Source organism: Bacillus sp. AFS015802 (assembly GCF_002561455.1).
Classification (GTDB): Bacteria; Bacillota; Bacilli; order Bacillales; family Bacillaceae_B; genus Rossellomorea.
In genome coordinates this window covers 267,683-288,940 of record NZ_NTUP01000066.1, presented here as the reverse complement: position 1 = coordinate 288,940, position 21,258 = coordinate 267,683, and the positions used below count along the sequence as shown (strand labels likewise).

32 protein-coding genes are annotated in these 21,258 nt (G+C 44.2%); 3 read left to right on the top strand and 29 right to left on the bottom strand.

What is annotated here, in order from left to right; all coding sequences use genetic code 11:
• Positions 1-2: 2 nt before the first annotated feature.
• From CN378_RS18890 to CN378_RS18845, 10 genes are all read right to left on the bottom strand, one after another.
• Positions 3-578 (bottom strand): GNAT family N-acetyltransferase, encoded by a 576-nt coding sequence (locus CN378_RS18890; protein ID WP_257141207.1) that lies wholly within the window; start codon positions 576-578, stop codon positions 3-5.
• The gene (locus tag CN378_RS18885) at positions 575-1,171 is read right to left on the bottom strand and encodes a GNAT family N-acetyltransferase (protein WP_098354037.1); all 597 of its coding nucleotides are present in this window, start codon (positions 1,169-1,171) and stop codon (positions 575-577) included. The genes CN378_RS18890 and CN378_RS18885 overlap by 4 nt, the downstream gene beginning before the upstream one ends.
• Before the next feature lie 84 nt (positions 1,172-1,255).
• Positions 1,256-1,813: a DEAD/DEAH box helicase family protein gene (locus tag CN378_RS18880; protein WP_098354036.1), complete on the bottom strand. Its 558-nt coding sequence runs from the start codon at positions 1,811-1,813 to the stop codon at positions 1,256-1,258.
• Between the two features lie 54 nt (positions 1,814-1,867).
• Positions 1,868-2,677, bottom strand: a complete 810-nt coding sequence (locus tag CN378_RS18875) for an MBL fold metallo-hydrolase (protein WP_098354035.1) — start codon at positions 2,675-2,677, stop codon at positions 1,868-1,870.
• Entirely contained in the window at positions 2,658-3,131 is a 474-nt protein-coding gene (locus CN378_RS18870; RefSeq protein ID WP_179884984.1) for a GNAT family N-acetyltransferase, read from the bottom strand. Before CN378_RS18870 ends, CN378_RS18875 begins: the two co-directional genes overlap by 20 nt.
• Positions 3,132-3,173: 42 nt before the next feature.
• Positions 3,174-3,605 carry a cytidine deaminase gene (locus tag CN378_RS18865; protein ID WP_098354034.1) on the bottom strand — a complete coding sequence of 144 codons (432 nt, stop codon included), beginning with the start codon at positions 3,603-3,605 and terminating at the stop codon, positions 3,174-3,176.
• Positions 3,606-3,621: 16 nt separating this feature from the next.
• Positions 3,622-4,113, bottom strand: a complete 492-nt coding sequence (locus tag CN378_RS18860) for a kinase (RefSeq protein WP_098354033.1) — start codon at positions 4,111-4,113, stop codon at positions 3,622-3,624.
• A 16-nt stretch (positions 4,114-4,129) separates the two neighbouring features.
• Entirely contained in the window at positions 4,130-5,197 is a 1,068-nt protein-coding gene (locus CN378_RS18855) for a DmpA family aminopeptidase (RefSeq protein WP_098354032.1), read from the bottom strand.
• A 14-nt stretch (positions 5,198-5,211) separates the two neighbouring features.
• Entirely contained in the window at positions 5,212-5,634 is a 423-nt protein-coding gene (locus CN378_RS18850) for a DUF4181 domain-containing protein (protein ID WP_179884983.1), read from the bottom strand.
• 335 nt (positions 5,635-5,969) lie between these two features.
• The gene (locus CN378_RS18845) at positions 5,970-7,223 is read right to left on the bottom strand and encodes an ATP-binding protein (RefSeq protein ID WP_098354030.1); all 1,254 of its coding nucleotides are present in this window, start codon (positions 7,221-7,223) and stop codon (positions 5,970-5,972) included.
• 270 nt (positions 7,224-7,493) lie between these two features.
• On the opposite strand from CN378_RS18845, the gene CN378_RS23045 reads away from it, so the two are divergent.
• Positions 7,494-7,625: a hypothetical protein gene (locus tag CN378_RS23045; protein WP_257141206.1), complete on the top strand. Its 132-nt coding sequence runs from the start codon at positions 7,494-7,496 to the stop codon at positions 7,623-7,625.
• A gap of 29 nt (positions 7,626-7,654) precedes the next feature.
• Here CN378_RS23045 and CN378_RS18835 read toward each other — a convergent pair whose 3' ends face one another.
• The 6 genes from CN378_RS18835 to CN378_RS18810 all read right to left on the bottom strand — a co-directional run bounded on the left by CN378_RS18835 (position 7,655) and on the right by CN378_RS18810 (position 12,811).
• Entirely contained in the window at positions 7,655-8,275 is a 621-nt protein-coding gene (locus CN378_RS18835) for a kinase (RefSeq protein ID WP_098354028.1), read from the bottom strand.
• On the bottom strand, positions 8,268-8,747 hold the full coding sequence (locus CN378_RS18830) for a hypothetical protein (protein WP_098354027.1): 480 nt from the start codon (positions 8,745-8,747) through the stop codon (positions 8,268-8,270). Before CN378_RS18830 ends, CN378_RS18835 begins: the two co-directional genes overlap by 8 nt.
• A 1-nt stretch (position 8,748) precedes the next feature.
• On the bottom strand, positions 8,749-9,258 hold the full coding sequence (locus CN378_RS18825) for a nucleoside deaminase (RefSeq protein WP_098354026.1): 510 nt from the start codon (positions 9,256-9,258) through the stop codon (positions 8,749-8,751).
• A 115-nt stretch (positions 9,259-9,373) separates the two neighbouring features.
• Entirely contained in the window at positions 9,374-9,862 is a 489-nt protein-coding gene (locus CN378_RS18820; RefSeq protein WP_098354025.1) for a hypothetical protein, read from the bottom strand.
• Between the two features lie 144 nt (positions 9,863-10,006).
• Positions 10,007-11,992 (bottom strand): PhoX family protein, encoded by a 1,986-nt coding sequence (locus CN378_RS18815; protein ID WP_098354024.1) that lies wholly within the window; start codon positions 11,990-11,992, stop codon positions 10,007-10,009.
• Between the two features lie 156 nt (positions 11,993-12,148).
• Positions 12,149-12,811, bottom strand: a complete 663-nt coding sequence (locus CN378_RS18810) for an RNA polymerase sigma factor (protein ID WP_098354284.1) — start codon at positions 12,809-12,811, stop codon at positions 12,149-12,151.
• 83 nt (positions 12,812-12,894) lie between these two features.
• Between CN378_RS18810 and CN378_RS18805 the strand changes: the two genes are divergently transcribed.
• Positions 12,895-13,314 (top strand): VOC family protein, encoded by a 420-nt coding sequence (locus CN378_RS18805; protein WP_098354023.1) that lies wholly within the window; start codon positions 12,895-12,897, stop codon positions 13,312-13,314.
• 30 nt (positions 13,315-13,344) lie between these two features.
• Here CN378_RS18805 and CN378_RS18800 read toward each other — a convergent pair whose 3' ends face one another.
• Positions 13,345-14,013: a hypothetical protein gene (locus tag CN378_RS18800; protein WP_098354022.1), complete on the bottom strand. Its 669-nt coding sequence runs from the start codon at positions 14,011-14,013 to the stop codon at positions 13,345-13,347.
• Between the two features lie 127 nt (positions 14,014-14,140).
• Between CN378_RS18800 and CN378_RS18795 the strand changes: the two genes are divergently transcribed.
• Positions 14,141-14,419, top strand: coding sequence for a hypothetical protein (locus tag CN378_RS18795; protein ID WP_098354021.1), 279 nt, complete (start codon positions 14,141-14,143; stop codon positions 14,417-14,419).
• Positions 14,420-14,691: 272 nt separating this feature from the next.
• Here the strand turns inward: CN378_RS18795 and CN378_RS18790 are convergent, their stop codons facing one another.
• The 12 genes from CN378_RS18790 to CN378_RS18725 form a co-directional block, all read right to left on the bottom strand.
• Positions 14,692-14,913 carry a hypothetical protein gene (locus tag CN378_RS18790; RefSeq protein ID WP_098354020.1) on the bottom strand — a complete coding sequence of 74 codons (222 nt, stop codon included), beginning with the start codon at positions 14,911-14,913 and terminating at the stop codon, positions 14,692-14,694.
• Positions 14,910-15,545, bottom strand: a complete 636-nt coding sequence (locus tag CN378_RS18785; protein WP_098354019.1) for a YdcF family protein — start codon at positions 15,543-15,545, stop codon at positions 14,910-14,912. Before CN378_RS18785 ends, CN378_RS18790 begins: the two co-directional genes overlap by 4 nt.
• Before the next feature lie 203 nt (positions 15,546-15,748).
• Positions 15,749-15,946, bottom strand: coding sequence for a hypothetical protein (locus CN378_RS18775; protein ID WP_098354017.1), 198 nt, complete (start codon positions 15,944-15,946; stop codon positions 15,749-15,751).
• Between the two features lie 123 nt (positions 15,947-16,069).
• Positions 16,070-16,255, bottom strand: coding sequence for a hypothetical protein (locus CN378_RS18770; protein WP_098354016.1), 186 nt, complete (start codon positions 16,253-16,255; stop codon positions 16,070-16,072).
• A gap of 107 nt (positions 16,256-16,362) precedes the next feature.
• Positions 16,363-16,548 carry an SE1832 family protein gene (locus tag CN378_RS18765; RefSeq protein ID WP_098354015.1) on the bottom strand — a complete coding sequence of 62 codons (186 nt, stop codon included), beginning with the start codon at positions 16,546-16,548 and terminating at the stop codon, positions 16,363-16,365.
• A 47-nt stretch (positions 16,549-16,595) separates the two neighbouring features.
• The gene (locus CN378_RS18760) at positions 16,596-16,859 is read right to left on the bottom strand and encodes a hypothetical protein (RefSeq protein WP_098354014.1); all 264 of its coding nucleotides are present in this window, start codon (positions 16,857-16,859) and stop codon (positions 16,596-16,598) included.
• A 156-nt stretch (positions 16,860-17,015) separates the two neighbouring features.
• On the bottom strand, positions 17,016-17,711 hold the full coding sequence (locus CN378_RS18755; RefSeq protein ID WP_098354013.1) for a zinc dependent phospholipase C family protein: 696 nt from the start codon (positions 17,709-17,711) through the stop codon (positions 17,016-17,018).
• Between the two features lie 5 nt (positions 17,712-17,716).
• Positions 17,717-18,001: a DUF4306 domain-containing protein gene (locus CN378_RS23275; protein ID WP_098354012.1), complete on the bottom strand. Its 285-nt coding sequence runs from the start codon at positions 17,999-18,001 to the stop codon at positions 17,717-17,719.
• A gap of 132 nt (positions 18,002-18,133) precedes the next feature.
• Positions 18,134-18,724: a YdeI/OmpD-associated family protein gene (locus tag CN378_RS18745; protein ID WP_098354011.1), complete on the bottom strand. Its 591-nt coding sequence runs from the start codon at positions 18,722-18,724 to the stop codon at positions 18,134-18,136.
• Positions 18,725-18,743: 19 nt separating this feature from the next.
• Positions 18,744-19,115 (bottom strand): iron chaperone, encoded by a 372-nt coding sequence (locus CN378_RS18740; protein ID WP_098354010.1) that lies wholly within the window; start codon positions 19,113-19,115, stop codon positions 18,744-18,746.
• Between the two features lie 16 nt (positions 19,116-19,131).
• Positions 19,132-19,671 carry a GNAT family N-acetyltransferase gene (locus CN378_RS18735; RefSeq protein WP_098354009.1) on the bottom strand — a complete coding sequence of 180 codons (540 nt, stop codon included), beginning with the start codon at positions 19,669-19,671 and terminating at the stop codon, positions 19,132-19,134.
• Positions 19,672-19,863: 192 nt separating this feature from the next.
• Complete coding sequence (locus CN378_RS18725) at positions 19,864-21,192, bottom strand: neutral/alkaline non-lysosomal ceramidase N-terminal domain-containing protein (RefSeq protein WP_098354007.1); 1,329 nt, start codon at positions 21,190-21,192, stop codon at positions 19,864-19,866.
• Positions 21,193-21,258: the final 66 nt, after the last annotated feature.

Genomic DNA, 21,258 nt, shown 5'->3' with positions numbered 1-21,258 from the left:
GGTCAGATGTGTCCCTTGTCTTTTATGTCGTTGTACTCCCTATCCAAAATACTCATAAACACATCCGTCTCAAACTTCCCTTCTATCAACGCCCCTTCCCGTTCAACCCCTTCTATTACAAACCCGCACTTTTTATAGCAGGAGATTGCCCTGTGATTGTACTCCAACACCCTCAGATCAACCCTATGTAACCTTAATTCTTCAAATGCGAATGACACAAGCAGTTTAGTGACTTCTGTCCCCAACCCTTTTCCTAAAACGGAAGGATTGAATATTCCAATGGCGAACCGTGCGCGTTGATCTTCCTCATTGACGGTGAGTCTCGCCTGCCCAACACAATGCCCCATGTATTCAATACACCAGTTGTATTGACTAGTTAAAATCTTATCAACGAACATTTTGGCCTCTTCCATCGTAAATGGTTTGAGGTTTCTTGTATCGCCACCATACATCCTGACGATTTCTTTCGTTCTGCCACACCTGAAGCGGTCCATGATGTCACCATCTTTTGGCTTCCTGAGGAGAACTTGTTTTCCTTCTATAAGAGGAGATTGATTCATCGCTTCACCACCGTTCAATAGTTCGAATCCCTCAAAGCAAATCCTTCCTTTATGGTCGGCCACTCCTCATCAATGATCGAGTAAACAACGGCATTCCGGACATATCCCCCTGACAGGATCCTTTCTTTCCTCAAAACTCCCTCTTTCACAGCCCCTATTCTTTCAATCGCTTTCTGGGAACGGAGATTCCTTTCATCTGTTTTGATCTGAACCCGCATCATCCCAAGTGTTTCAAAACAATAGCGGAGGATCAGATTTTTACAATTGGAATTCACGAAGGACCTTTGATGGTCTTTGCTGTACCAGGTGGAACCGAGCTCACACGATTTTTGTGTGAAGTTGATTTCGAATAATCTGGTAGACCCGATGATCTTATTCTGTTCTTTTAACACTACGGCAAAAGGAATGGCAGTCTGTTGGTCCCGCAACCGGATGGCGGCAGTTACCCATTGTTCCATTTGTTCGAAGGTAGTGATTTCCGTCAGCATAAAACGCCAGATCTCCGGATCGTTCACTTCAAGAAGCGCAGCTGAATGGTGAGCCTCCAGGGGAATCAATTTTATTCTCTCGTTTTCTAATGTTGGTGGGGATTGAAAGATATTGGTTTTCATAGGTCCTCCTAATCTTCCTGTTTAGCACATTGTGGTTCTTCAGTTGGCGTTAAATGTTCTTAGTTGAAGGGCACATTTTATTATTCACAGCTGAAATCTATTAATAATGATTTCAGCAACCTCTTCGGGCCTCATATCCGTATTATTGATCTTGATATAATTCTCTCTTTCTATTTCCCCTTCAATTGAATTCAGACGAAGTGTGTCCAGGGAAGCGAGCAAACGTTTCTCGGAGTCTTCAATATTACGCTTCGACGGTTTATGCTGCAGACGGTTCGGAGTAATGTTCCTTTGCAGCCTCACCTCGAGGTCGGATTCAAGCTCCACGAAATATACTTCTGCCCCGTTGGACTCGAAAATGTTTGAGACCTTCTCGACCCATTTCCAGTCCTCTTCTTCGTTGAATGCCCACATGAAGGTATAAATCATCCCGTACTGATCCGTTTTCGCGAAAGCTTCAAAGACTTCTTCTCTCAACAAGTTGCATATCCTCCACATTTCTTCAGTGAACCCAAAGAAGGGTTGGAGTAATTCGATGGTCATATGGTTATGAAATAGTTTCAGTTCTGTTCTTTTTTCCAATTCTTGTCCTACCGTCATTTTCCCAACGGCTTGGGGTCCGAATAGTAGTATGAGTTTCAATGATATCCCCCCTCTTTTGTTGCTTTCCTATGAATTTGTTCTGATATCAGGGCTCTAATCGGACCTTTCCGTCTCTTTCTTTGCCATCTCGATGTTCTCAGAATGAATATTCTTCATTCCTTCAAAAAAAGCATACCGTTCCCGGTAAAAGGCTTCGACGTTGTCACTATCCTGTAAAAGGTTGTCTATATAATAGGTCGATTCCTCCATTCTACGTTCCACTTCTGCAGGGTCCTCCGTCACCGAACCGTGACCTGGTACATGAATGTGGACCGTATGATCCCGCAGGATTGATTCTGCTTTTTTCAACGTATTCTTATAATCTATGTAACTGCTGAATATAAACGGAAACTCGACATCAGATAAATAGTCCCCTGATAAAAAGATACCCAAGGGCTCTACAACCGTGAAAAGACCATCGTGTGTGTGGCCCGGTGCTTTGTAAAATGTAAGTGAAAGATCACTCAGATCAAGCTTTTCACCATCATAGGATATTGCGTGGTCCACATGAGGAAAGTGGGGCACGTAGTCTCTTTTTATATAATACCGTTGATCGAACTGATGGATCTTTTGGACAATTTCGTTTTTATATTCATGATTTTTGAGTTCTTCCGTTGCGATTACCTTCGCTTCCGGGAAAGCACCGCATCCGATGATATGATCAAAATCACTGTGCGTGTAAATAATATATAGCTGCCTGTTCCCAAGTTCCCTATCCACATAGTCCCGAATGGCTTGGACTTCATTTGGAAGCCAATTGGGATCAGTCAGAATCATCACGTCGTCGGTTTTAACGACAGCGGATGTGGTCTGATATAATGAGCTTCTGAAAACGATTAAATGATCATTTTTGAAGTGGATCATGGTATGTTTCCCTCTCTCCATTTGAATCTAGACTTTTAGCAAATCCTGTACTCTTGGCCACATATCCTCTCTTGCGATAAAAAGCATGTGCCTGTAATCTCTCCTCCCTGTTCCCGCTATTCAGCCCAATGCCTGTAGCACCAATATGTCCGGCCCATCTCTCGGCTTCTGATACTAATTCATGGCCAACACCCAATTTACGAAATGCAGAATCGACAACCAGGGCGACAATTCGCACATAGCAGCCATCCATTTCGTAGTAATATCCTTTCGTCAGCCCAATCATTCCGGCCACTTTCCCCTTCACTTCAGCTACTAAGGTAAGATAATCAGGGTTGGAATCGATTTGGGCCATTCTTGACTTCATCTGCTCCAAACTGGTCGGATAGCCAAGTTGATTCATAAATATGGCCAACTCTTTCACATCACTTTGAGTTACTTTCCTAATCTCCATTTCTCTCCTCCTGCAATGACTCCGTTGGTCCAACCCTTCTTATTACTCCATCTCATTCCCATATTTCTCAGGCAGCAATTCCAACACACTACACTTCACCAGTTCACCACGATAAGAAAGGATGACATCAATTTGTGTCCCGTAGTCACTGATTAATTCCCGACACATCCCACAAGGTGCCACGACCCAGCATTTCTCGATGTCTTCGTGAGGATGGGGGTGTGCTACGGCGACAATCGTTTCAAATTCGTGGTCTCCTTCAGAGATGGATTTCCCGAGAGCCATCGCTTCACCGCATACGGTGATCCGGCCGACGTTTGCTTCGACGTGGACGGCTGCATAGACCTTGCCGGATGTTGCTCTCACGGCTGAACCGATGTGATGCCGACCGTAACTATAATTCGTTTCTATGACTCTTTCTGCTTCTTTGATTAATTCATAGTCCCTATCTTCTAATGGTTTAACGTTTAACATGATGCACTCCCTTTTTTCATATTTGTTGTAAAATCATTTTCACTATCTCATCCTGCGTCATTTCATCTGTCAATTGAACTTCTCCATCCACACGGAGATAGTCCTCCGGATTCCACCAGGAACGGAGAGATTCTTCCCCGAATTCTGTTTTTTTCGCACGGCCATTATGGCGAAGGACGGTTTCTTGAAACGATAAATCAAAGTAATAGGTATGAGCATTCCCTTTATAGAAGTTGATCAGCTGCTTCAGCATGTCACCGTATCGCTGTTGGGAAAGGATCCCCTCTACAATGACCACTTCACATTTCCCTTTACCATATTCAGCAATCTGTCGGATCAAATCCAAAGACAGATTGCCGTCACGGTCCTGGACCTTCAGCATGTCGCGTCTGACGACATCCTGTGATACCAGCAAAGTGCCCCGGCCAAAATGCTGTTGAAGACGTTTAGCCGTCGTTGTTTTTCCACTACCCGAGTTTCCACGGATGATAATTAACGTTGATTCCATATTTCCTCCATAGCGTTTATAGATTAATATTGTGTATTTCCAATAAATCCTTTAATGCAGGCCTTTCGTTCCCATCCCGGCCGACTACATGCCCCGCTGTGATCAAGGAGTTCAAGACCGCTTCTTCCGTCGCTTCCCCGATCGCCCGGAAAGCAAGGTCAATCTCTTCTTCGTGAATCATCGGGATGGACATACATTGAGACGTCTGGTCATGTGGGATCCTGGTCGCCGTCGAGAAGCCTAGGGCCACTTCACCGCTCCCGGTTGTGATGATGGAACCAGTACGGGATAACCCCGTGATCGACCTCTTGATGATCCGGTTGAGCTGTCTTTCGGATACGGGGAGGTCCGTCCCTGCAATGATGATGACGGAACCTTTGTCCCGTTCTTCCCGTGATTCCAGAATAGCTTCTTTCAGTTCTTCACCGACCGCTCTTCCATTCACGGTCAGGTCGCTCAGGATACCGAAGTTTGTTAAGACGAGCACTCCCATCGTGTAGGTACCGTGACTCATCTTCATGATCCTTGAAGCCGTCCCGATACCGCCTTTCAAGGAATAACAAAGCATGCCGGTTCCGGCGCCGACCGCCCCTTCCTCCACCTGTTCTGAGGTGTGTTCAAGTGCCTGCCGGACATGATCCTTCTTCACAAAACGCGCTCTGATATCGTTCAGAAACATGTCATTGCACTCACAGACAACGGGATTTACGGTTCCTGTCGTCCTGCCGATTTCGGGATTCTGCTCCAGCATATAATCGATCAGGGCATCGGCAGCTGTTCCGATGCTCAATGTGTTCGTTAATAGAATGGGAGTTTCCAATGTTCCCAGTTCGTTGATTTGGATCGTGCCCATGGTTTTGCCAAACCCGTTGATGACATGTGTGGAAGCGATGAGTTTTTCCTTGAACAGATTGCCCTGATGAGGCAGGATGGCCGTGACTCCCGTCTGCATGTCGTGATCACTGAGTGTGACATGACCAACCGTCACGCCTTTAACATCCGTGATCGAGTTTTGGGACCCTGTTTCTAATTTTCCTATTTTTACACCATAATCCCTTATTCTTTTTGGTGTTTGATTGAGCATGATGGTCCCTCCAGTTAGGTGAATATTCCGAAAAATTCAGTCGTGTAGAATAAGAGTAGAGTGACGGTCAGGAAAGCTAATTGGGAAAGGGTGAATTTATAATCGTTTGGATTGTCTGACAGTCTTTTTTCAAAAGCAGCCCTGACTGATTCGGATACCGATACAAAAGCAAACAGCAAAACGTATGATTCCAGGTACCATACTTTTCTCTCTGGACCTAGTGTGAACGTATTATAGAAACCGCCAACTATGATGAAGATGGCAGCAATGATTCGAATCGTCCAGTCTATCTTTTTATGCTTTTCACTGAGGTGATGATAGGAAAAAACCTTTTTCCGCTTGACATTCAGTACTTTTCTCATCCCTGCGTTAAACAGGAAGATGAGCAGTCCATAGATTGCTAAAAATAGAAAAGCTTTTATCCAAAAAGCGTCCATAGATTGATTTTCTCCTTTGGAAGGCTTGAAATTCCGCCCAATATTAATTATTCCAAAATATTCAAGGGAACTCAATGCTTTCTTCATCGAAAAGGTATAGGGATGGAGAATTCGAGAGCAGCGACTCCTGTCTTGTGTGCTAATCATGCACGTTTTAGATTTATCATGCGGGATTAGAAAGGCATCGAGGGAGATTTGATTTTTTCAAGCGGGAATGAGAACATTTCAGCCGGATACAATCAAATCGGGCAGCCATGTTGATGATAAGTGATTCTCCAAAATGATTAAAAAAAAGAAAACGGCGTTGACCAATAATAGGTCTTCACTGTTCTCTCTTACGTTTTAGCCTCAGGGAACTCGATGATAAATTCCGTCCCGACTCCTTCTTCGCTTTCCACTTTGATCTGTCCCTTGAAGGAACGAATGATTTGATAGCTGACCATCATGCCGAGTCCCGTCCCCTTTTCCTTCAGGGAGTAATATGGGGAGCCCAGACGCTCTACTTGTTTCTGGCTCATCCCGATCCCCTGGTCTTTAATGGTGAGCCTGATATGCCCATCATCCGTTTGTCGACAGCTCGTCCAGACAATTCCACCCTGCGGCATGGATTCTACTGCATTTTTCAGTATATTGATCAATGCCTGATTCAATTTTTGAGGGTTCGCCTCCAGCCAGCAGCCTTCCTCAATATCAGATTTAAATTCAATCTGCTGATTCAAGCTGAAGCTTTGGATGAGCGTGGCAGCACGATTCAATTGTTCACCGGCATTGATCTTGCCGTAGGTATTCAGGGAAGGCTTGCCGAACGAGAGGAAGTCGCTGATGATTTCATTGGCACGGTCTAATTCTTCAATCGATACGTTGATATATTCCTTTTTATGAGGGGGCAGTCCGGGTTCATCCAGAATCTGAAGGAATCCCCTGGCTACCTGCATCGGGTTCCGGATTTCATGAGCGAACACTCCGGTCAGTTCGCTGATCACCCGGAATTTCTCGGCATCTTGAACCTCAAGCCTCAGCTGGTGGATTTCCCTGATCTTTTCGATGAGAAGCGTACAAAATAAGGTAACCGCAACGGTGAAAAGAAGGTGGATGCTTTGCACTTTCAATTCAGCGCTTGAAAATCCATTCACCGCACCGGACACGGTCATCCCGCAAAGACAATAAAAAAGGGATAAACCTCCTGCCAGTACCACTTTTCGATCCCTATTCACTTTGCCGAACAAGCGCTCTACGAACAGAATGAAAGGAAGGACAATGGCTAACACCAGGACCGTCGTATAGAAACCTGTACTAATACCAAAGGAAGGGCGATAAAGGATGATGAGGACGGACAGAAACACTCCCGGCCACACGCCCAGATACAACATTCCCAGCAGAAGGGGGATAAATCGGATATCGAGGCGCAACCCTTCCCCATATTCCACCGGAAAGGACATGCAGAGCAGGATGGACACTCCCCATAACAGGGTCATAACCATCTTGATGGTCCGGTCCTCCTTTACCTTCTCCAGAATAAAGGTGAAATAACTGAATATCGGTATGACCATCAGTGTCAATTGCAGCAGGAAATCTTTTACTATACTCATCTGGGCACCATTCGCCTTCTGTTCTATATACCTCTTATTTTAGCAAAAATCAGAGGAAGGAATGAGATTTATTTCCTTATTTGAAAACTTAAAGGGAACAAGATAAAAAACAAGATCGTGACCCCACCCAAAGGGATAAAAAAGCAGATGATGCTTACAACCCGTAATGCGAAATATTGCCGATAAGTTTTCATGAAGCGGGATCTTCTATTTAGCAGATGAAAACCAGTGTGTATGACAAAACATATAAGCAAAAAGAAGAGGAACACCATGATCGACTCCATCAGAAAAAACGGTAGAGTAGAGTCCCCGCTATCACTATACATGCCGGTGAAGGACATGAAAAGGAGTGCCAGCAGGAAGAACGGGACGGTTAATCGTATGAGCATCTTCATCGTGTAAAACGTTTCTTGCATGTACCGGCGCCCCCCTTATCCCTCGCTGAATATGTAATCCGCCCTCCCGACTGGATCTTCATGAAGGAGGTAATGCTCTTCAGCCTTCCAATATCTCCGTTCGTACTTGGCGATTCTTTCCTGCTCATCCCCAAGATAGGCATCCCGTCTGATGACTCTTTCTGCCCGTGTTTCCGGGGGACAGTCCAGGAAGATCACATAGTCAAAGAAATCACGCCATTCTTTCCTCTGCAGGAAGACACCTTCGATCAGGATGATGGTGTCTTGAGCGTAGTGGAAGTCCTTTTGTACAATGGTGCCGGTGGAAGAATCATAGAAAGGTAATATGATCTCGAGGTTATGATGCAGCTTTTGAAACAGGTTTGTTGAGAGGGATGCGACGTCCCATTGAAGGGCGTAGTATTCATACCATTCCTCGTTCCCCGTCCCGTACCGGCGGCCCTTTTCCACAATGAAATCGTCCAGGTGGAGGATGGATGGGCTATACTTGATTTCTCTTTTTAACGCTTCCGCGAGGGTTGTTTTACCGGACCCTCCCAGTCCGTCAACTCCGACGATGAATGGGCGGTGTGGCGAAGGTCTCTTATGATAATGGATGAGCACTGTCTCGGTTACTTGATTAAACGCATTAATCATTGGATTCCAACACCTGCCCGCTATACGTGCCATGCTTCTCTACTATCTCTTTCTCGAATTCCTCACACCATTGCTTTATTTCTTCCATATCAGTCGTTTCAAATACTTTTTGATCCCAGGGCATCTTCGTGTGCCGCTCCTTGTCTGCGCGGTATTCATCGAATAAAATATAATAAGGTTCTTTCCCTTTTGTGAAGTTAGAGTACTTTCTGATTTCATCCCATTCTTCATCAAACACATCTTTGTTGCGATCTACCCTGCAAAGGATTTGTCCGGGATGGAGGAAAGGGTAACGTTCTGAGACCCCCCACAAAGGATGATCTGCTTTCATGAACTCTTCTTCATTTTCCTCTTCCATTACCACGTAGCTGTAAATGTCATACCGGTTTTCCTTCAATGGTTCCGGCTTTGATGCTCTGATCATCATGAAAACCACAAATATGAGTATGACTCCAATGATTAAATAGCCCATGTCATCCCCCCATTTCGTATGTATTTCGTAAATTTACTACATGATTCGGATTCGACTCCCACTGCCTCATGAGCTCGAGTTGCTTCATCTTTAAATCAGCATACGGTTCTTCCCGTACGTCGACCTCTTGGAATTTCCGTTCAAAGATGCCTGCTCCGTTGATTTTTTTATAACCTCCAAACCCTTCCCCGTCATTCAGTGCCCACACCACTCGTTTCATATTGGCAAAGAGAATACCGCCTGTACACATGAGACACGGTTCCAGAGTCGTGTAGATCGTGAATGCCTTACGCTCTATTTTCGCTTTAAATATGGCCGATCCTGCATTCCGAATGGCGTCCATTTCCGCGTGTGCCGTCACATCCTGATCGGGATGGACGCGATTACGTCCTTTTGCGATGATGTGTTGATTCTCATCCACAATGACCGCCCCGACTGGGTAGGTGTTTTCCTGTAATGCCTTCTCCGCTTCTGTTAAAGCCAGCTCTAAATAATATCGATCATAATCCATCCTTTTCCCCCTTGCACAATTCTTACCTTCCAATTATTTCAAACAACAAAAAAGAACTCAATTCTTTTTTTTAGAAGAGAATTGAGTTCCTTTCTTTCATGCATGGAGAATCACGTTACATATTCTCGGCCTTTTTACCCGGCCACTGAATCACTTTTTCCAAGATGCATTGATAGAAATAGATGAGGACTGCCAAGGACAGGATGATCAAGTAAAAGAACAGATTGCTCATTTTCCGTAATTTAAATGCGCCCATTTTATCATAGAATTTCACAATCGGGAAAGCCAGCAGGAAATCAATCAGGGCATTTAAGGCAAAATACTTTCTAAAGTCACCAAAGGTCCATTTAAAAACCCAGAGTGTCGTGATGAAAAACATCCCCCCAACAAACGGAAGATCGATTTTGGTCTTTTTCCAAAAGAAAGGGTCCGCTTTCCACCATCTTTTATTACTGGCGATGATACTGAGGAAACTCCATACCACATTCGTAAATACGGCGACGGATGTAAATCGGACAAAGGTATTTTTCCCGAGGAGTGGTGCGGTAAACCAGGGAAGAACCAGAGTACAGGTAGATAATATGGTTGATTTCTTACTAGACACGATACGGCCTCCAATATTGTATTAGATAGTTGTAACGTTTCCTAAATAAGGAATTTTATGTATCAGCGCCGTCTTTTCCATTTAAAAAAGGTCTGTCCTTCTCCACGCATAACGTGTCGTTGGACAGACCGCTTTTACCTGATCTTATTCTTCTGAGTCATGACCATGCTGACCTTTATGATCGTCATGCCCGCCATCATCCTCTTTGTATTCGTGGTGGTTCCTACCATGGTCTCCTCTCGAGTCCACACCAGGAATTCCGGAGATATAACCGACTCCGCCTGTTTCCATGATACCAAGCGTCTCTTTCATGGCTTGTTCAAGTTCTGTTTTATCAACGGCCGTGATTTCTTTCTCATCAAGATCCGCGCCTGGATGTTGATAATTGCTTAGGACATAGTGAGAATCCTTCATTGAATCCACTGCGCTTAATCCTGTGGCTTCTGCCCCGACGGGAACGGAGAGGATTCTTGAGAGCTTCTTGGTTTGCACATCGTACGCCCAAACGAAGTTGTTCGTATGCATACCGCTGTCTTCTCCGATGAAGAGAGTATTCAGATCTTCAGAGTAGCTCAAGTTGTCAGGGTTTGCTACTAAATCAGGGTTTGCCGTGTTTCCTAGTGCATCTGGAGAAGCAAGGTCCTCTCCTACTACAAATCCGTTCATGCTGGCAGGAACATACCCACTGTCAATCTTCACATTGTCACGATCCTTTTGATCTTTTTGAAGATTCAATTCATACGTGACACCTGATTCAATCTTCGGAAGTTGAATGTCATCCTGAACGGCCCCATCCTGCTTTTCCATGCTTCCTTCTTGATAAGAGATGGCCATATACGCTTTATGATCTTCAGCGTTGACGGCAAGACCTTCCATTTTGTTGAATTCTGAAGTCGCACCAAGGATGGCACCGTAACGGCGAGGTTCTAAGAATGCTGCCGCTTTTTCTTTCCCTGGTTTCACTTTTAGATATTCAACGGAATCATGGGAGTTCGTCTTAACAGCCGTAAATCCTTCTGTTGGTTCTTCCGTTGTCTCAAAAATGTCGCTGAATGTCACTCCGCTGTTGATGATGTCTGCAATTTCCTGGTCCGTACCGTGTCCGAGCTTGATCCACTGTAAGTCACCGGATCCACCTTTTTCTGTACCAGTTTGATCGAATTTCGCAGCATATAGGGTTCCTGCTGAGAAATCCTTTGCTTCGTCGGCAACATACATGAACATCATCGTATTGCCACCATCGTCACCGAAAATGGCCGTCTTGTTATCAGGTAGGACTTTCATCATTTCGTGTGAGAAGCGTCCAGTGCTGTAATGTTTGACGACAGATGGCTCTCCATCATGGGATACCGAGATCTCAGGAATCCATCCATAGTTATAAGGATTTGCTTTGGACTCATCGTTAAAATAATACTTTGCAAAGTTGGTTACTTCTTTATAGGCATCAGAATCTTTATTGGCAAATTCCCGCGCATCCGGCTCATATTCCTCTGAACCAAGATGAGTGCCCCAATCCGTTGTGGATCCGTTACATGGGTTCCAGAGGCCGTTCACACTTGAAAAGTCAATTTTATGGGCTTCTTTTACTGAAAGCTTGCCCGTTTTCTTATCCTGGTTCAGTTCGGATAGGGTCATGGAGGCAGGCAGACCGGAAATCTCCTCTCCGGCATTATTCTCGGAATCGTATTCGAAATGGGAAATCATGAATGATTTGTTCCCTTTTGTCAGAAGGCTATTCGAATCTGGAGCATCCGAAATGAAGTAAGAAGGGTTTGCCGGAACGCTGGTGTCCATGATCGGATCACCGTTCACATCGATTGGTGTTCCTGCAGGGATCATTTCCCCTTTGTTGGAGACGATTTTATCCTTTGATAGGTAGAGTTGATCATAGTTAAGGGGTAATTCTTTTACTGTTCCATCTTTATACGTCACTTTAACAGTTGCTGTTGTGTAGGTTCTCACCATATTCTTAATCGTATCAGGAGCTTTCATGGACGAGAATTCAACACTCTCAATTTTCTTATGAGACTCTTTGTTTTTACCGTGATCTTCTTTGTCATGAGCCATCGCTGTTAAGGAAGATGAAGCGAGTAACGCCATTGATAAACCGATTGATAGTCTTTTTTTCATCTGTAAAACCTCCCGTGGTATTTGCTACTACTCTAGTAAAACATGAGAGTTTTAAGCCTGTATGAATACAATGGGAGGAAGTTTAAATCTATGTAAATATTCATTTACGTTATGATATCAATTCATAAGGATAAGGTCATGGGTCAACTAGAAGGTTTATGAAACCGGGGTACGATGACTGGAGGCAACCTCCAGAATATTCCCTTCAGGGTCGATGATATGAAAGACTGCCCCCCCTTCCGATCTCCTGGTCTTGAAATGGCGCGTTTCCAGCAGGCGATAATATAAAAAGATCCGGGAAGGGTCCGACTGCTTGATTGCGGTTGAGAGCCTCTGGATCAATTGGGGATTGGAGGATGCAGTAACAGGCAGTTCTTCCGGAACGGCAGTCAATTTTTTTCTAGCACGATGAAGAGCTGTCTTGACAGACTCATCACTGATCCTGAGCATGGCTGCGATTTCCTTTGTCCTATATTGAAATACATCCTTCAGGGTGACAAGCATTGCCTGTTGCAAGGGCAGGACAGCAAGCAGGATCTCAATCAAAGCGTCGAATTCATAAGGGTCGCTTACTTCTCGCATTTTCTCATGATGAGAAAGGAACTCCTTCTTCTTTCTTTTTTCATCGATGAAAAGGTTTTTGGCCACTTTGTATAGAAAAGAGAAAGTGTACTCCCGATCGGGAGCGGACTTTTTCAACCGGTAGATTTTCAGCATCGTTTCCTGTACAAGATCTTCTGCCTGCCAGGGTGAGCCTGTTATTTTTAAGCAATAGCGGTACAGTTTGGTGATTGTCTGTTCCAACTCATCAAAGATCATTTCAACAACCTCACATTTTTTTGTAACTTTTTCTTCATTATATTCGTTATACATAGGAATTTCATTTATAAGGAGAGGATACTATGTTTAAAATTGGAAGTGTATTTGTCCCTGTCACAAATCTTGAGAAATCATCCGCCTGGTATGAGAAGCATTTAGGCGTGAAGAAAATCGGTTCATGGGACGGGGGTGCAGGTTTTTACCTCCCCAATGGTTCGACCCAATTTGGATTGATTGAAGTGGAAACCCCTCAGCCGACCGAGTTTGTCATTAAAGGAAAACAAAAGAATAGCTATTTCAACTTTGTGGTCCATGATGTGGATGCGATTCATGAGGAATTGAACGGCAAAGGTGTGGTCACGACGGATATCGATGACTTCGGAGGAATGCGCTTTTTTGATTTCTTCGATCCGGACGGAAATCCATTCAGCGTGGTGAGCGAGGTAAAAGGTTCTCCTTTTCACTCGGATCATGTGAAAAAGCTTCAGGAAATGAATAACTGAAGAAAGGTGACCGGGATCCCGGTCACCTTTTCATTCTGATTCAACGGCCGTTTCCAGTGCATCGAATGGCTCTTTTTCTTTGGATATGATCGTATAGACGGTTTTCCCTTCCTGCCACTTCACGACCGTTTCGGGATGTTCCTTGAATCCGTTGATCGTGATTACGCCCTTGTCAGGCGCAGGTAAATAATTTTTTTCTAAATAGTCTACGACTTTCTTCGCCATGTCCCCAGCCCCGTCATATCCATCAATGCGATATTGCGGATCTGTCGGGAAGTTGACTTTGATCAGCCAGCGGCCTTCATTCCAGGAAAGATACTCATGACCGGCTGCCCCTTCCTGGAGTCCTTTGATGCCGTGACCAAGATCGATGTTCGTCTGATCGACCTTCTCATATCCCTCGATTTCAGCCGCTGCTTCTTTAGGTGAATCAAATTCCAGCTTCTGAATATCCTCGTTCTCATTGCTGGTATCACGATCTGTTTCGCCACTCGTGTCTCCTGCATCTTCCTTGCTGCCATCATCGGCGTTCACATCATCACTGGTATTGTCCTCTGAACTGTTTTCTTCATTCATGTCCGTTTGGTTTTCATCCACGGACTGATTGGTTTCGTCCTTTTCATTTGCGTTCCCGCTGCAGGCAGTTAAGAATACAGCACTGCCCAGGAAGAGAGCCGCAGTAGTTGTTTTAAAAGACATGGCTGCACCACCTTTTAACGTATGTATACCACTTGGAATAGAATTTATTCAATAAATCCTGGAAAAAGGGTTAATCCTTGGATAAAGAAGGGTATGGACATATGAATATAAAATGGGGTGTTTTTTCATGAGGATGACAAAGCTAGACCTGATGTCCTGTTTACTGGCAAGGGATCATCATTCTTATAAGAAATTTTATCAGGATTATGAATTGTTTTTGTTCCGGACAGGCTATCGGGTAACGGGGTGCAGGACGGCAACGGAAAGGTTGATCCTGATGATCGTGAGTGAGATTTGGGATCAACCCTCAGTCATTTCCCGCTCTTCGGACCGCTACTTATCGGTTATTCTGCAGAAGTTGATGGTGAACATAAATGAAACCGTGCTATTAATGGAAGAACAATAAGCCTTGAATGGAAGAGTATAGGCAAAGCAAGGAGATAACAAGAAATAACCTTCCCCTATGACCCTTTAGCATTTCTTCTATTCCCGTAACTCCAATGGATAGACTAAGCATGACCATCATGAGTTCAATCCATCTAAAGTCACTCATCGCCAGTTTATAGATGGCTAGGATGAAACCCTCAAATGAGAAGACAGCACTTCTCCTCTTCCGTGGTCAAATCATCAATACCCTTCATCTGAAGAAAGTCTTCTTCCTCTATTTCACTGATCGTTTCAAGTATTATCGGTATATGAAAACTCCTTTGCCCTCTTATATTCCTGCACTGACTGAAGCAACATTAAGGTCATCATGCCAATTAAATAGAGGGGCTGCCAATCAAACGAATCTTCAATGACAACATCCCTGATCAGAATAAAGCAGCCATACAAGATCCAGAAGCTTGTAAAGCAGGTGGCAAACAACCAGAACTTCGGATACACTTTTTCTTTTGTCACTTTTTTGCCTCCTCGCGTTCTATTTTATCAATATGGATATCTTCATCCTTCAAAGCACCCTGACCCACATATCGGATCAGTTTAGCTGATTCATCCCTGACACGTTTGATCCCTATCTCACTTTGAAACCAATTATCGACTCTTGTATTGTCATCTTCTGCCGGGCACAATGTGAACGATATCCATTCAGGCATATACGTTTGAAGCGTGAGGTGAAGCCTTCTCATATGGTAAGAAGACGTTACAACAAGCAGCCGTCTGATATTGTGCAAATGAAATTCCCGGTCAAGGACAAGAAGGGACGCAAGCACATTCTCGAGGGTATGCATGGAAAGGTTTTCTGTTAGAATATCCTCTTTTGGAACCCCTAATGAGATCGCACCCCTCTTTAATTCCTCCGCTTCTGTAAACTCACTCCCCCTCCACTTCACACCACCGGAAAACAGGATTTTACCCGCCCTTCCCTGTTTGTAAAGCTCCACCGCTTTCGGCAATCGGTATTGTAAAGCCTTGCTGCTACCCACCACGAAGATACAATCCCCACGTTCGTGAGTGTCTTCAATATCTGAGAATAATAGATGCCCCATCTGTTCAGGGGTAAGTTTTTCAATATCCATTGTCGATATGTACATACTCAAATACTCACCATGACAGAATAAAAGAACAGTAGAACCGATATCACTCCAATTGCTAACAGGGACAACTTCTTAAGTCGATCGTTTTCAAACGTTTTATTTAATAAGTAAAAAAAACCTACTACCCAAATTCCATCCAGAAAAAAAGTGGAAATGATATTTCTGAACACGTTAAAAATAAAGAATAAGTTCATCTTTTGTTACGCCCCTTTTTTCTCTTTCTTCATCGTCTGAAGTGTAAAAATAACCCCTGTAAATCCCGCCAAAAAAGAAGGTGGCAGACTCCACATCAGGTATCTCCACTCCCACGTATATAAGGAGACAAAAAGAAACAGAATGGGAAAACCGACTAGAACGATGAGTGATGCAATCAGTGCCGACCTATTTCCATTTTTCATATTGAACCTCCATTTACATCTAGTTTACTCCCTTTCATTTTAACATAATTTTCCTGCATGTAGACACCTTGTGTCTCCATAAAAAAGGGGTACTTTTCTTCAAGAAAGAAAAGTACCCCTCCTTTACCTTTTAAATAAAAGGAATAAAATAAGAAAAATGAGCAGAAAGAGAAACAGGAGATATCCCATCCCCATGCTGTATACGAAATACACCCTCACATGGAGGATGATCCGGATGATGTGAAAGACCAGGATGCAAAAGAGCAACAGGATGACGATATTGACCTGCCTGTCTCGATTTCGATACATAGCCATCAGCTCCCATCAAAGAGCCCCTGGTACAAGGAGGAACTCGTACCATATGTCTTTCTATATACCTATTTCCCTTGGATGCCCATTATTCATGAAACAAATGATTAGAGTTGCAGGGTAGCATCCAGTTCTTTATTCAGATGAGAAAGCTCCTGTTCCAGTTCGTCTAATTTCTTTTGTTGTATATCCGTGTTTCTTCCGAAGGATTCAAGCTTCTCAAGGTCACCCTGGATGCGGATATAATCCAGTTTCACTTCGTTTATTTTGTACTCCAGTTCTGATTTTGTCATGGTGATTCCTGCCTTTCGGTATGTGGTGGGACCTCTATCATTTTCTTTTACAAATATGAATTCAACGCTACAATCATTAATAGCATAAAAAATCCAATTCGATAAAACGCCTTTTCTTTCCTCGTGGCACCGATCTTATCATCCGCAAATTTGAAATACGACACAAGGAAAAAATATCCGAACATGGTTAACCCGTATCCAACGGTATCCTGTACCACAGACAAATTTCTTAAGATCGCCAAGCCTATGAGCAGGAGTCCTGAATAACCCAGTATGAGATGAATATGCTTTCTGGCTTGTTCTCCCTTCATGTTGCAGCCCCCTATTCAATACCTATTACCTTTCTCTGTCTTTCCCTCACTTCCTCTGTTCGTTCGCCTTTTCATTATTACCCACAATCCAGGCCAGTGCTCACACGGCCCCCGTTACGAAGATTGGTGTGAGTAGATTCATAATCTCTCCTCCTATCATTTCTTTATAGAGTATGATTTACTGAATGTCATTCCTCGAAAGGTTGAATCCAGGATATCCACCAACTTCTCCGTTGTCTCGTCAACAAATTGGCTCACTTCACCCGGGGTTAAATAATCAAAAGGGTACTCTGGTTCTAAGGCAAAGCCATAGGCATCGCTATGATAAAACTCCGTGATCCTTTTGATTTGTTTCGTAATCTGATTTTCCGGAAAGATGTCCAGGTAATCCGGGAAACTCCCGATATGTTGAAAAACCCGATGAAAGATCGTATCCCCGTTTTCTTGTAGATACACAAAATCCGAACCATACCAGTCCCCTTTCACCTTTCTAGTGTATTCGGGCGTTCCGAGTATCGCTTGATATACCGGTTCTTTCTTCTTTTCACGATGCATCCTGCTCCATTCCACATCGGTCACGAGGTGAAGGTAGTAACCTAAATAAAAGGAGGAGCGGGGATCGGTGAAATCATCTCCCTCCTTTATGTACTTTTTCAAAAACAGATCCGGGTTTATGCTCCCCTCATCCTTAAAATGGGTGGCGATTTTGTCAGGATAAAAGATTCCCGTCTCTGGATCGGGCAGCCCGCAATCCGGCCCGATGTTTCCGACAACAAACTCTTCCTCTGCTACCTGTAAGCCTCTATTTAACAGATTCTCTGCGATTCTGAAATGTACCATCCATGTGGCCATTGGACTCATCTCCTTATTTTTCTACTAATCAAATACACGATAAATCCAACCAAATATAAGCCGCTCAGAAGCCAAATATAGGTGAACGGGTTGGTCTTGAGGGCGATGATCAGCACATCAACCGGGTAAATATCACTGCAGTACTGAACATCCTGAGGGGTGAAAATGAACAGGGGTTTACACTCGGACTGCGGCAAATATGCGATCTTGCTCGTGATAAAGATGGAATAAACATATGAGATCAAAAAAACAGGTATATTTAATATCCAGAGAATCCACCACTTTTTCACATTGATCCCCGCCTTCTTATTGAATCATTCTTCCCTTCTTTTTTATTAGACGTTTGCTAAGCGGTTAATGTTTCTAACAAACCCTTATTACTCCTTTTCATAAAAAAAGCTCATCCAATAGTGGACAAGCCGTTAATCATTCATGCCCTTACCGTCCAATATGTGCTGCACATATTTTTCCACCCTCGACTCCCGGGTTTTTGCTTGTTTTGCTTTTGAAATATAAAGGATATATGCCCTCTGTCGGCCAGGCGTCAGGTTTTCAAACGCCGATTTCAGCTCCGGCATTTCAGCGAATTTCTGCTGAAGTTCATCTGGAACGGGATATTCTTCCGTCTTTTTCAGTTCCACTTGCAGACCTGCCTTTTCTACTTGGATCGCTTCCTGTATATAGGCTTCCAGGATCGGCTTCATTTCAATGATTTCTTCTGCACTGGTGAACCGGATTTGACGCGCTGACTGTACATTCTCTGTCTGTTGGATGAGAATGCCTTGGGGGTCTTTCAGCAGTGCCCCTTTGTGGAACAGAAGGGCACAGTAATCTTTGAATCCATGCATCAACACGATGTTTTTTCCCTCTAACGTGTAACAAGGATGCATCCATTTGATTTCTTCCTCCAGCTCCTCAAAGGAAAGGAGGATACTTCTGAGCCGCTCATATTCTTCTTTCCACTGCTTGGCTTTTTTAATGAATCCATCCACCTTGCGATTTGGCTTGATCAACGTGTAACACTCCTTTCTTCTATTTTCGCCAAAAGCCCGTGAATTCAGCTTTTTCCTGAATATTATAGGTGATCATATCCTCAAGCAGTTTGTAATCGACAGGATCTTTCCATGGAATGCGGAATAACCCTTTCGTGGCACTGTACCCTGCTTCCTTGATCCGGTCGGCAAAATGCACCATCGTGACTTCTTCAGGCGCCACGCTCACATGATGCTTGGCTGTCGAGATCCCGATGATGAAGGTGCCGTGATCCGTAAACATCGGGGTGTTCCACTTGATGGCGGGTTTCAATTGGGGGAATGTCTCCTGCACCCACGCCAGGATTTCCTCCATCCGCTGGCGGTGATCAGGTTGGTCGATTTCGGCTAAATAATTAGAAAATGCATCCATTTTATCCTCTCCTTCTCTATGCTTTTCTTCGCAAAACCGTAATGAACCCATCCAGGATATCATGGGAGATCGTGAATCCTTTTCTCTGATAGAATGCCAACGCCTCCTGATTCCCATTCGAGGTGAAGACGAAATAATCCTCGACATCGTCAAACGTGGCGAGCCACTCCATCGACATCCTGAACAGTTTCGATCCAATGCCAAACTGTCGGTACCCTTCTTTTATGTAAAACTGAGATAAACAACCTACATTTTCGTTTTGGACAGAGGAAAGGTCAAAGAATGTGGCGAATTCATTCGAATAGGTTTCTTTGGGTGATATGTTGGTATACACATAGGCGATGATCTCGTTATTCATTTCGGGATTTTTCACGACCACAAGATAATTATGTACGGCACGTTTAATCGATGGAAGCAACCTTGTTTCGAAATTCATGCTGTCAAACCGTTCGGGTGCAATGGTTGCCTTCGACTTTTGGAAAGCCATCAGTTCATTGCACAGTTCCCGGCAGGACTCGGCGTTTTCTTCCGGTATTACTTCGTATAGTAGATTCACCTTCCAGTCGCTCCTTCATGCTTTTTCTTGTATTTAATTCTTTGTTGGGTTACGTTTTTCCTTTTTCTGAATCCTTCCCCTCAAAACATTCCTCACATATGAACGTTCCCTCATTGTTCAGGTACGCCTTGATCTCTGTCATCCCTTTCCTTTCCGGATATCTCATCTTGACGTAAACCATATCATTTCCACTTATTTCTTTCCCGCATGTTGAACATGTTGGTTTGTTTCCGAACATTTCCTCGCCCCTGACTTTTTAGAATGACGGTCCAGTTCCAGTACGTTGTGAACCACCGTTTGGGCAGTATCTTCAACCGGGGGCATCCAGAGATTTGTGACCGGACCGTAGACCACTGGATTCAATTCCACTTCGTAACCCCCGTGAGGATAGGCTTCCTTTGTGGGTAAATAACCTAGATACCCATTCGTGTAGCCTCCAAAAAAAGCAAGTTTGTCATTTAATTCCCCTGTGATTTCAAGAGCTGTTTCTGAAAAGGGCTCCATGGGGATACCGGAAAAGGAACCTTCGTTAACCCGGAATGACTGGACCTCTAAATCGATTGAGATCTGCCTGTCATGGTGCTCGTATTTTTCCAATACGTGTGAAAGCCATTTACTTGTGTTTACCCCCCATTGCTCCTGGGCGGCAGATGCCATTTTTTCAAGTGCTTCCGGTTCTGGAATTTTGATCAATGTCATAGGCATGATCACAGAATTGGTTTCCAGCCTTGTCATCTCATGGTACGTGATGTGAGGGATCATCGTTAAGACACTTCCGCTTAAAGCATAAGCCATCTGCTTTAAGGCCTCCTCTGATCCACGGTATTTTGCATTCACATTTCCCGCCGCTCCTTGTACGATGATGACGGGGCAGCCAAGGATCTGTTCAAGGATTCTTCTGGTCATTCCCGGGTAATCTCCTGACAGACGGTCACTATCCGACTTCAAGACATTGGGATGGGCCGTACAGAATACGATGGCTCCTGAGTGGCGGTGATCTTGTTGATTTCGAATCGACAGGATCCCGATTCGTTTATCCACCACTCCCTTCTCATTGGTCCCCATCATCACTTTTCCATCAGCACTCTCTTCTCTCCGGTTGACCCCGATATCCCCAAGCGTCACGTTCCAGCCAACTTCAGAAGGCTGCAGACGTTCATGTGCCTTTACAGCGGCCATGACCGTATTTTCAATGAGGGTGGTTTTGTAGGCCCTCACGATTTCACTGCTGCTAACGGTTGCTGGACCCGAATGCGTATGAGTATAGACGACGGTTATCTTGTCAAAAGGTACATCGAGTTCAGCGGCAATCCGTTTACGTATCACTGCCGTGTCGTTTATCAGCATCCCTATGTTATCAACACTAATAAACACTGATTTATCATGCTGGTGTTCAAACACGAAGGCGGTGGAATAGATGCGTTCATCGACCTCCATGATCCCCCCGGGTCTGTGGTACCCAATAAACTCAGTTCCTAACGGCGGCGTAATATCACTCTTATAAACTCCTACTCTGCTCATGTGCCTTCTCCTTACGAAAATTGTTTTCTAAATCCCTGAATTCTTATACCCATGGATTTCAGAAAC

What these genes read in the sequence shown, in the direction of transcription:
- CN378_RS18815 (WP_098354024.1), bottom strand. Translation starts at nt 11,992, where the DNA reads ATGAAAAAAAGACTATCAATCGGTTTATCAATGGCGTTACTCGCTTCA.
- CN378_RS18810 (WP_098354284.1), bottom strand. Translation starts at nt 12,811, where the DNA reads ATGATCTTTGATGAGTTGGAACAGACAATCACCAAACTGTACCGCTAT.
- CN378_RS18775 (WP_098354017.1), bottom strand. Translation starts at nt 15,946, where the DNA reads ATGAAAAATGGAAATAGGTCGGCACTGATTGCATCACTCATCGTTCTA.
- CN378_RS18830 (WP_098354027.1), bottom strand. Translation starts at nt 8,747, where the DNA reads ATGGGCTATTTAATCATTGGAGTCATACTCATATTTGTGGTTTTCATG.
- CN378_RS18765 (WP_098354015.1), bottom strand. Translation starts at nt 16,548, where the DNA reads ATGACAAAATCAGAACTGGAGTACAAAATAAACGAAGTGAAACTGGAT.
- CN378_RS18865 (WP_098354034.1), bottom strand. Translation starts at nt 3,605, where the DNA reads ATGTTAAACGTTAAACCATTAGAAGATAGGGACTATGAATTAATCAAA.
- CN378_RS18835 (WP_098354028.1), bottom strand. Translation starts at nt 8,275, where the DNA reads ATGATTAATGCGTTTAATCAAGTAACCGAGACAGTGCTCATCCATTAT.
- CN378_RS18885 (WP_098354037.1), bottom strand. Translation starts at nt 1,171, where the DNA reads ATGAAAACCAATATCTTTCAATCCCCACCAACATTAGAAAACGAGAGA.
- CN378_RS18800 (WP_098354022.1), bottom strand. Translation starts at nt 14,013, where the DNA reads ATGTCTTTTAAAACAACTACTGCGGCTCTCTTCCTGGGCAGTGCTGTA.
- CN378_RS18825 (WP_098354026.1), bottom strand. Translation starts at nt 9,258, where the DNA reads ATGGATTATGATCGATATTATTTAGAGCTGGCTTTAACAGAAGCGGAG.
- CN378_RS23045 (WP_257141206.1), top strand. Translation starts at nt 7,494, where the DNA reads ATGATCGACTCCATCAGAAAAAACGGTAGAGTAGAGTCCCCGCTATCA.
- CN378_RS18725 (WP_098354007.1), bottom strand. Translation starts at nt 21,192, where the DNA reads ATGAGCAGAGTAGGAGTTTATAAGAGTGATATTACGCCGCCGTTAGGA.
- CN378_RS18845 (WP_098354030.1), bottom strand. Translation starts at nt 7,223, where the DNA reads ATGAGTATAGTAAAAGATTTCCTGCTGCAATTGACACTGATGGTCATA.
- CN378_RS18805 (WP_098354023.1), top strand. Translation starts at nt 12,895, where the DNA reads ATGTTTAAAATTGGAAGTGTATTTGTCCCTGTCACAAATCTTGAGAAA.
- CN378_RS18850 (WP_179884983.1), bottom strand. Translation starts at nt 5,634, where the DNA reads ATGGACGCTTTTTGGATAAAAGCTTTTCTATTTTTAGCAATCTATGGA.
- CN378_RS18870 (WP_179884984.1), bottom strand. Translation starts at nt 3,131, where the DNA reads ATGGAGATTAGGAAAGTAACTCAAAGTGATGTGAAAGAGTTGGCCATA.
- CN378_RS18785 (WP_098354019.1), bottom strand. Translation starts at nt 15,545, where the DNA reads ATGTACATATCGACAATGGATATTGAAAAACTTACCCCTGAACAGATG.
- CN378_RS18795 (WP_098354021.1), top strand. Translation starts at nt 14,141, where the DNA reads ATGAGGATGACAAAGCTAGACCTGATGTCCTGTTTACTGGCAAGGGAT.
- CN378_RS18855 (WP_098354032.1), bottom strand. Translation starts at nt 5,197, where the DNA reads ATGCTCAATCAAACACCAAAAAGAATAAGGGATTATGGTGTAAAAATA.
- CN378_RS18860 (WP_098354033.1), bottom strand. Translation starts at nt 4,113, where the DNA reads ATGGAATCAACGTTAATTATCATCCGTGGAAACTCGGGTAGTGGAAAA.
- CN378_RS18755 (WP_098354013.1), bottom strand. Translation starts at nt 17,711, where the DNA reads ATGGCCACATGGATGGTACATTTCAGAATCGCAGAGAATCTGTTAAAT.
- CN378_RS18770 (WP_098354016.1), bottom strand. Translation starts at nt 16,255, where the DNA reads ATGTATCGAAATCGAGACAGGCAGGTCAATATCGTCATCCTGTTGCTC.
- CN378_RS18875 (WP_098354035.1), bottom strand. Translation starts at nt 2,677, where the DNA reads ATGATCCACTTCAAAAATGATCATTTAATCGTTTTCAGAAGCTCATTA.
- CN378_RS18740 (WP_098354010.1), bottom strand. Translation starts at nt 19,115, where the DNA reads ATGGATGCATTTTCTAATTATTTAGCCGAAATCGACCAACCTGATCAC.
- CN378_RS18760 (WP_098354014.1), bottom strand. Translation starts at nt 16,859, where the DNA reads ATGAAGGGAGAACAAGCCAGAAAGCATATTCATCTCATACTGGGTTAT.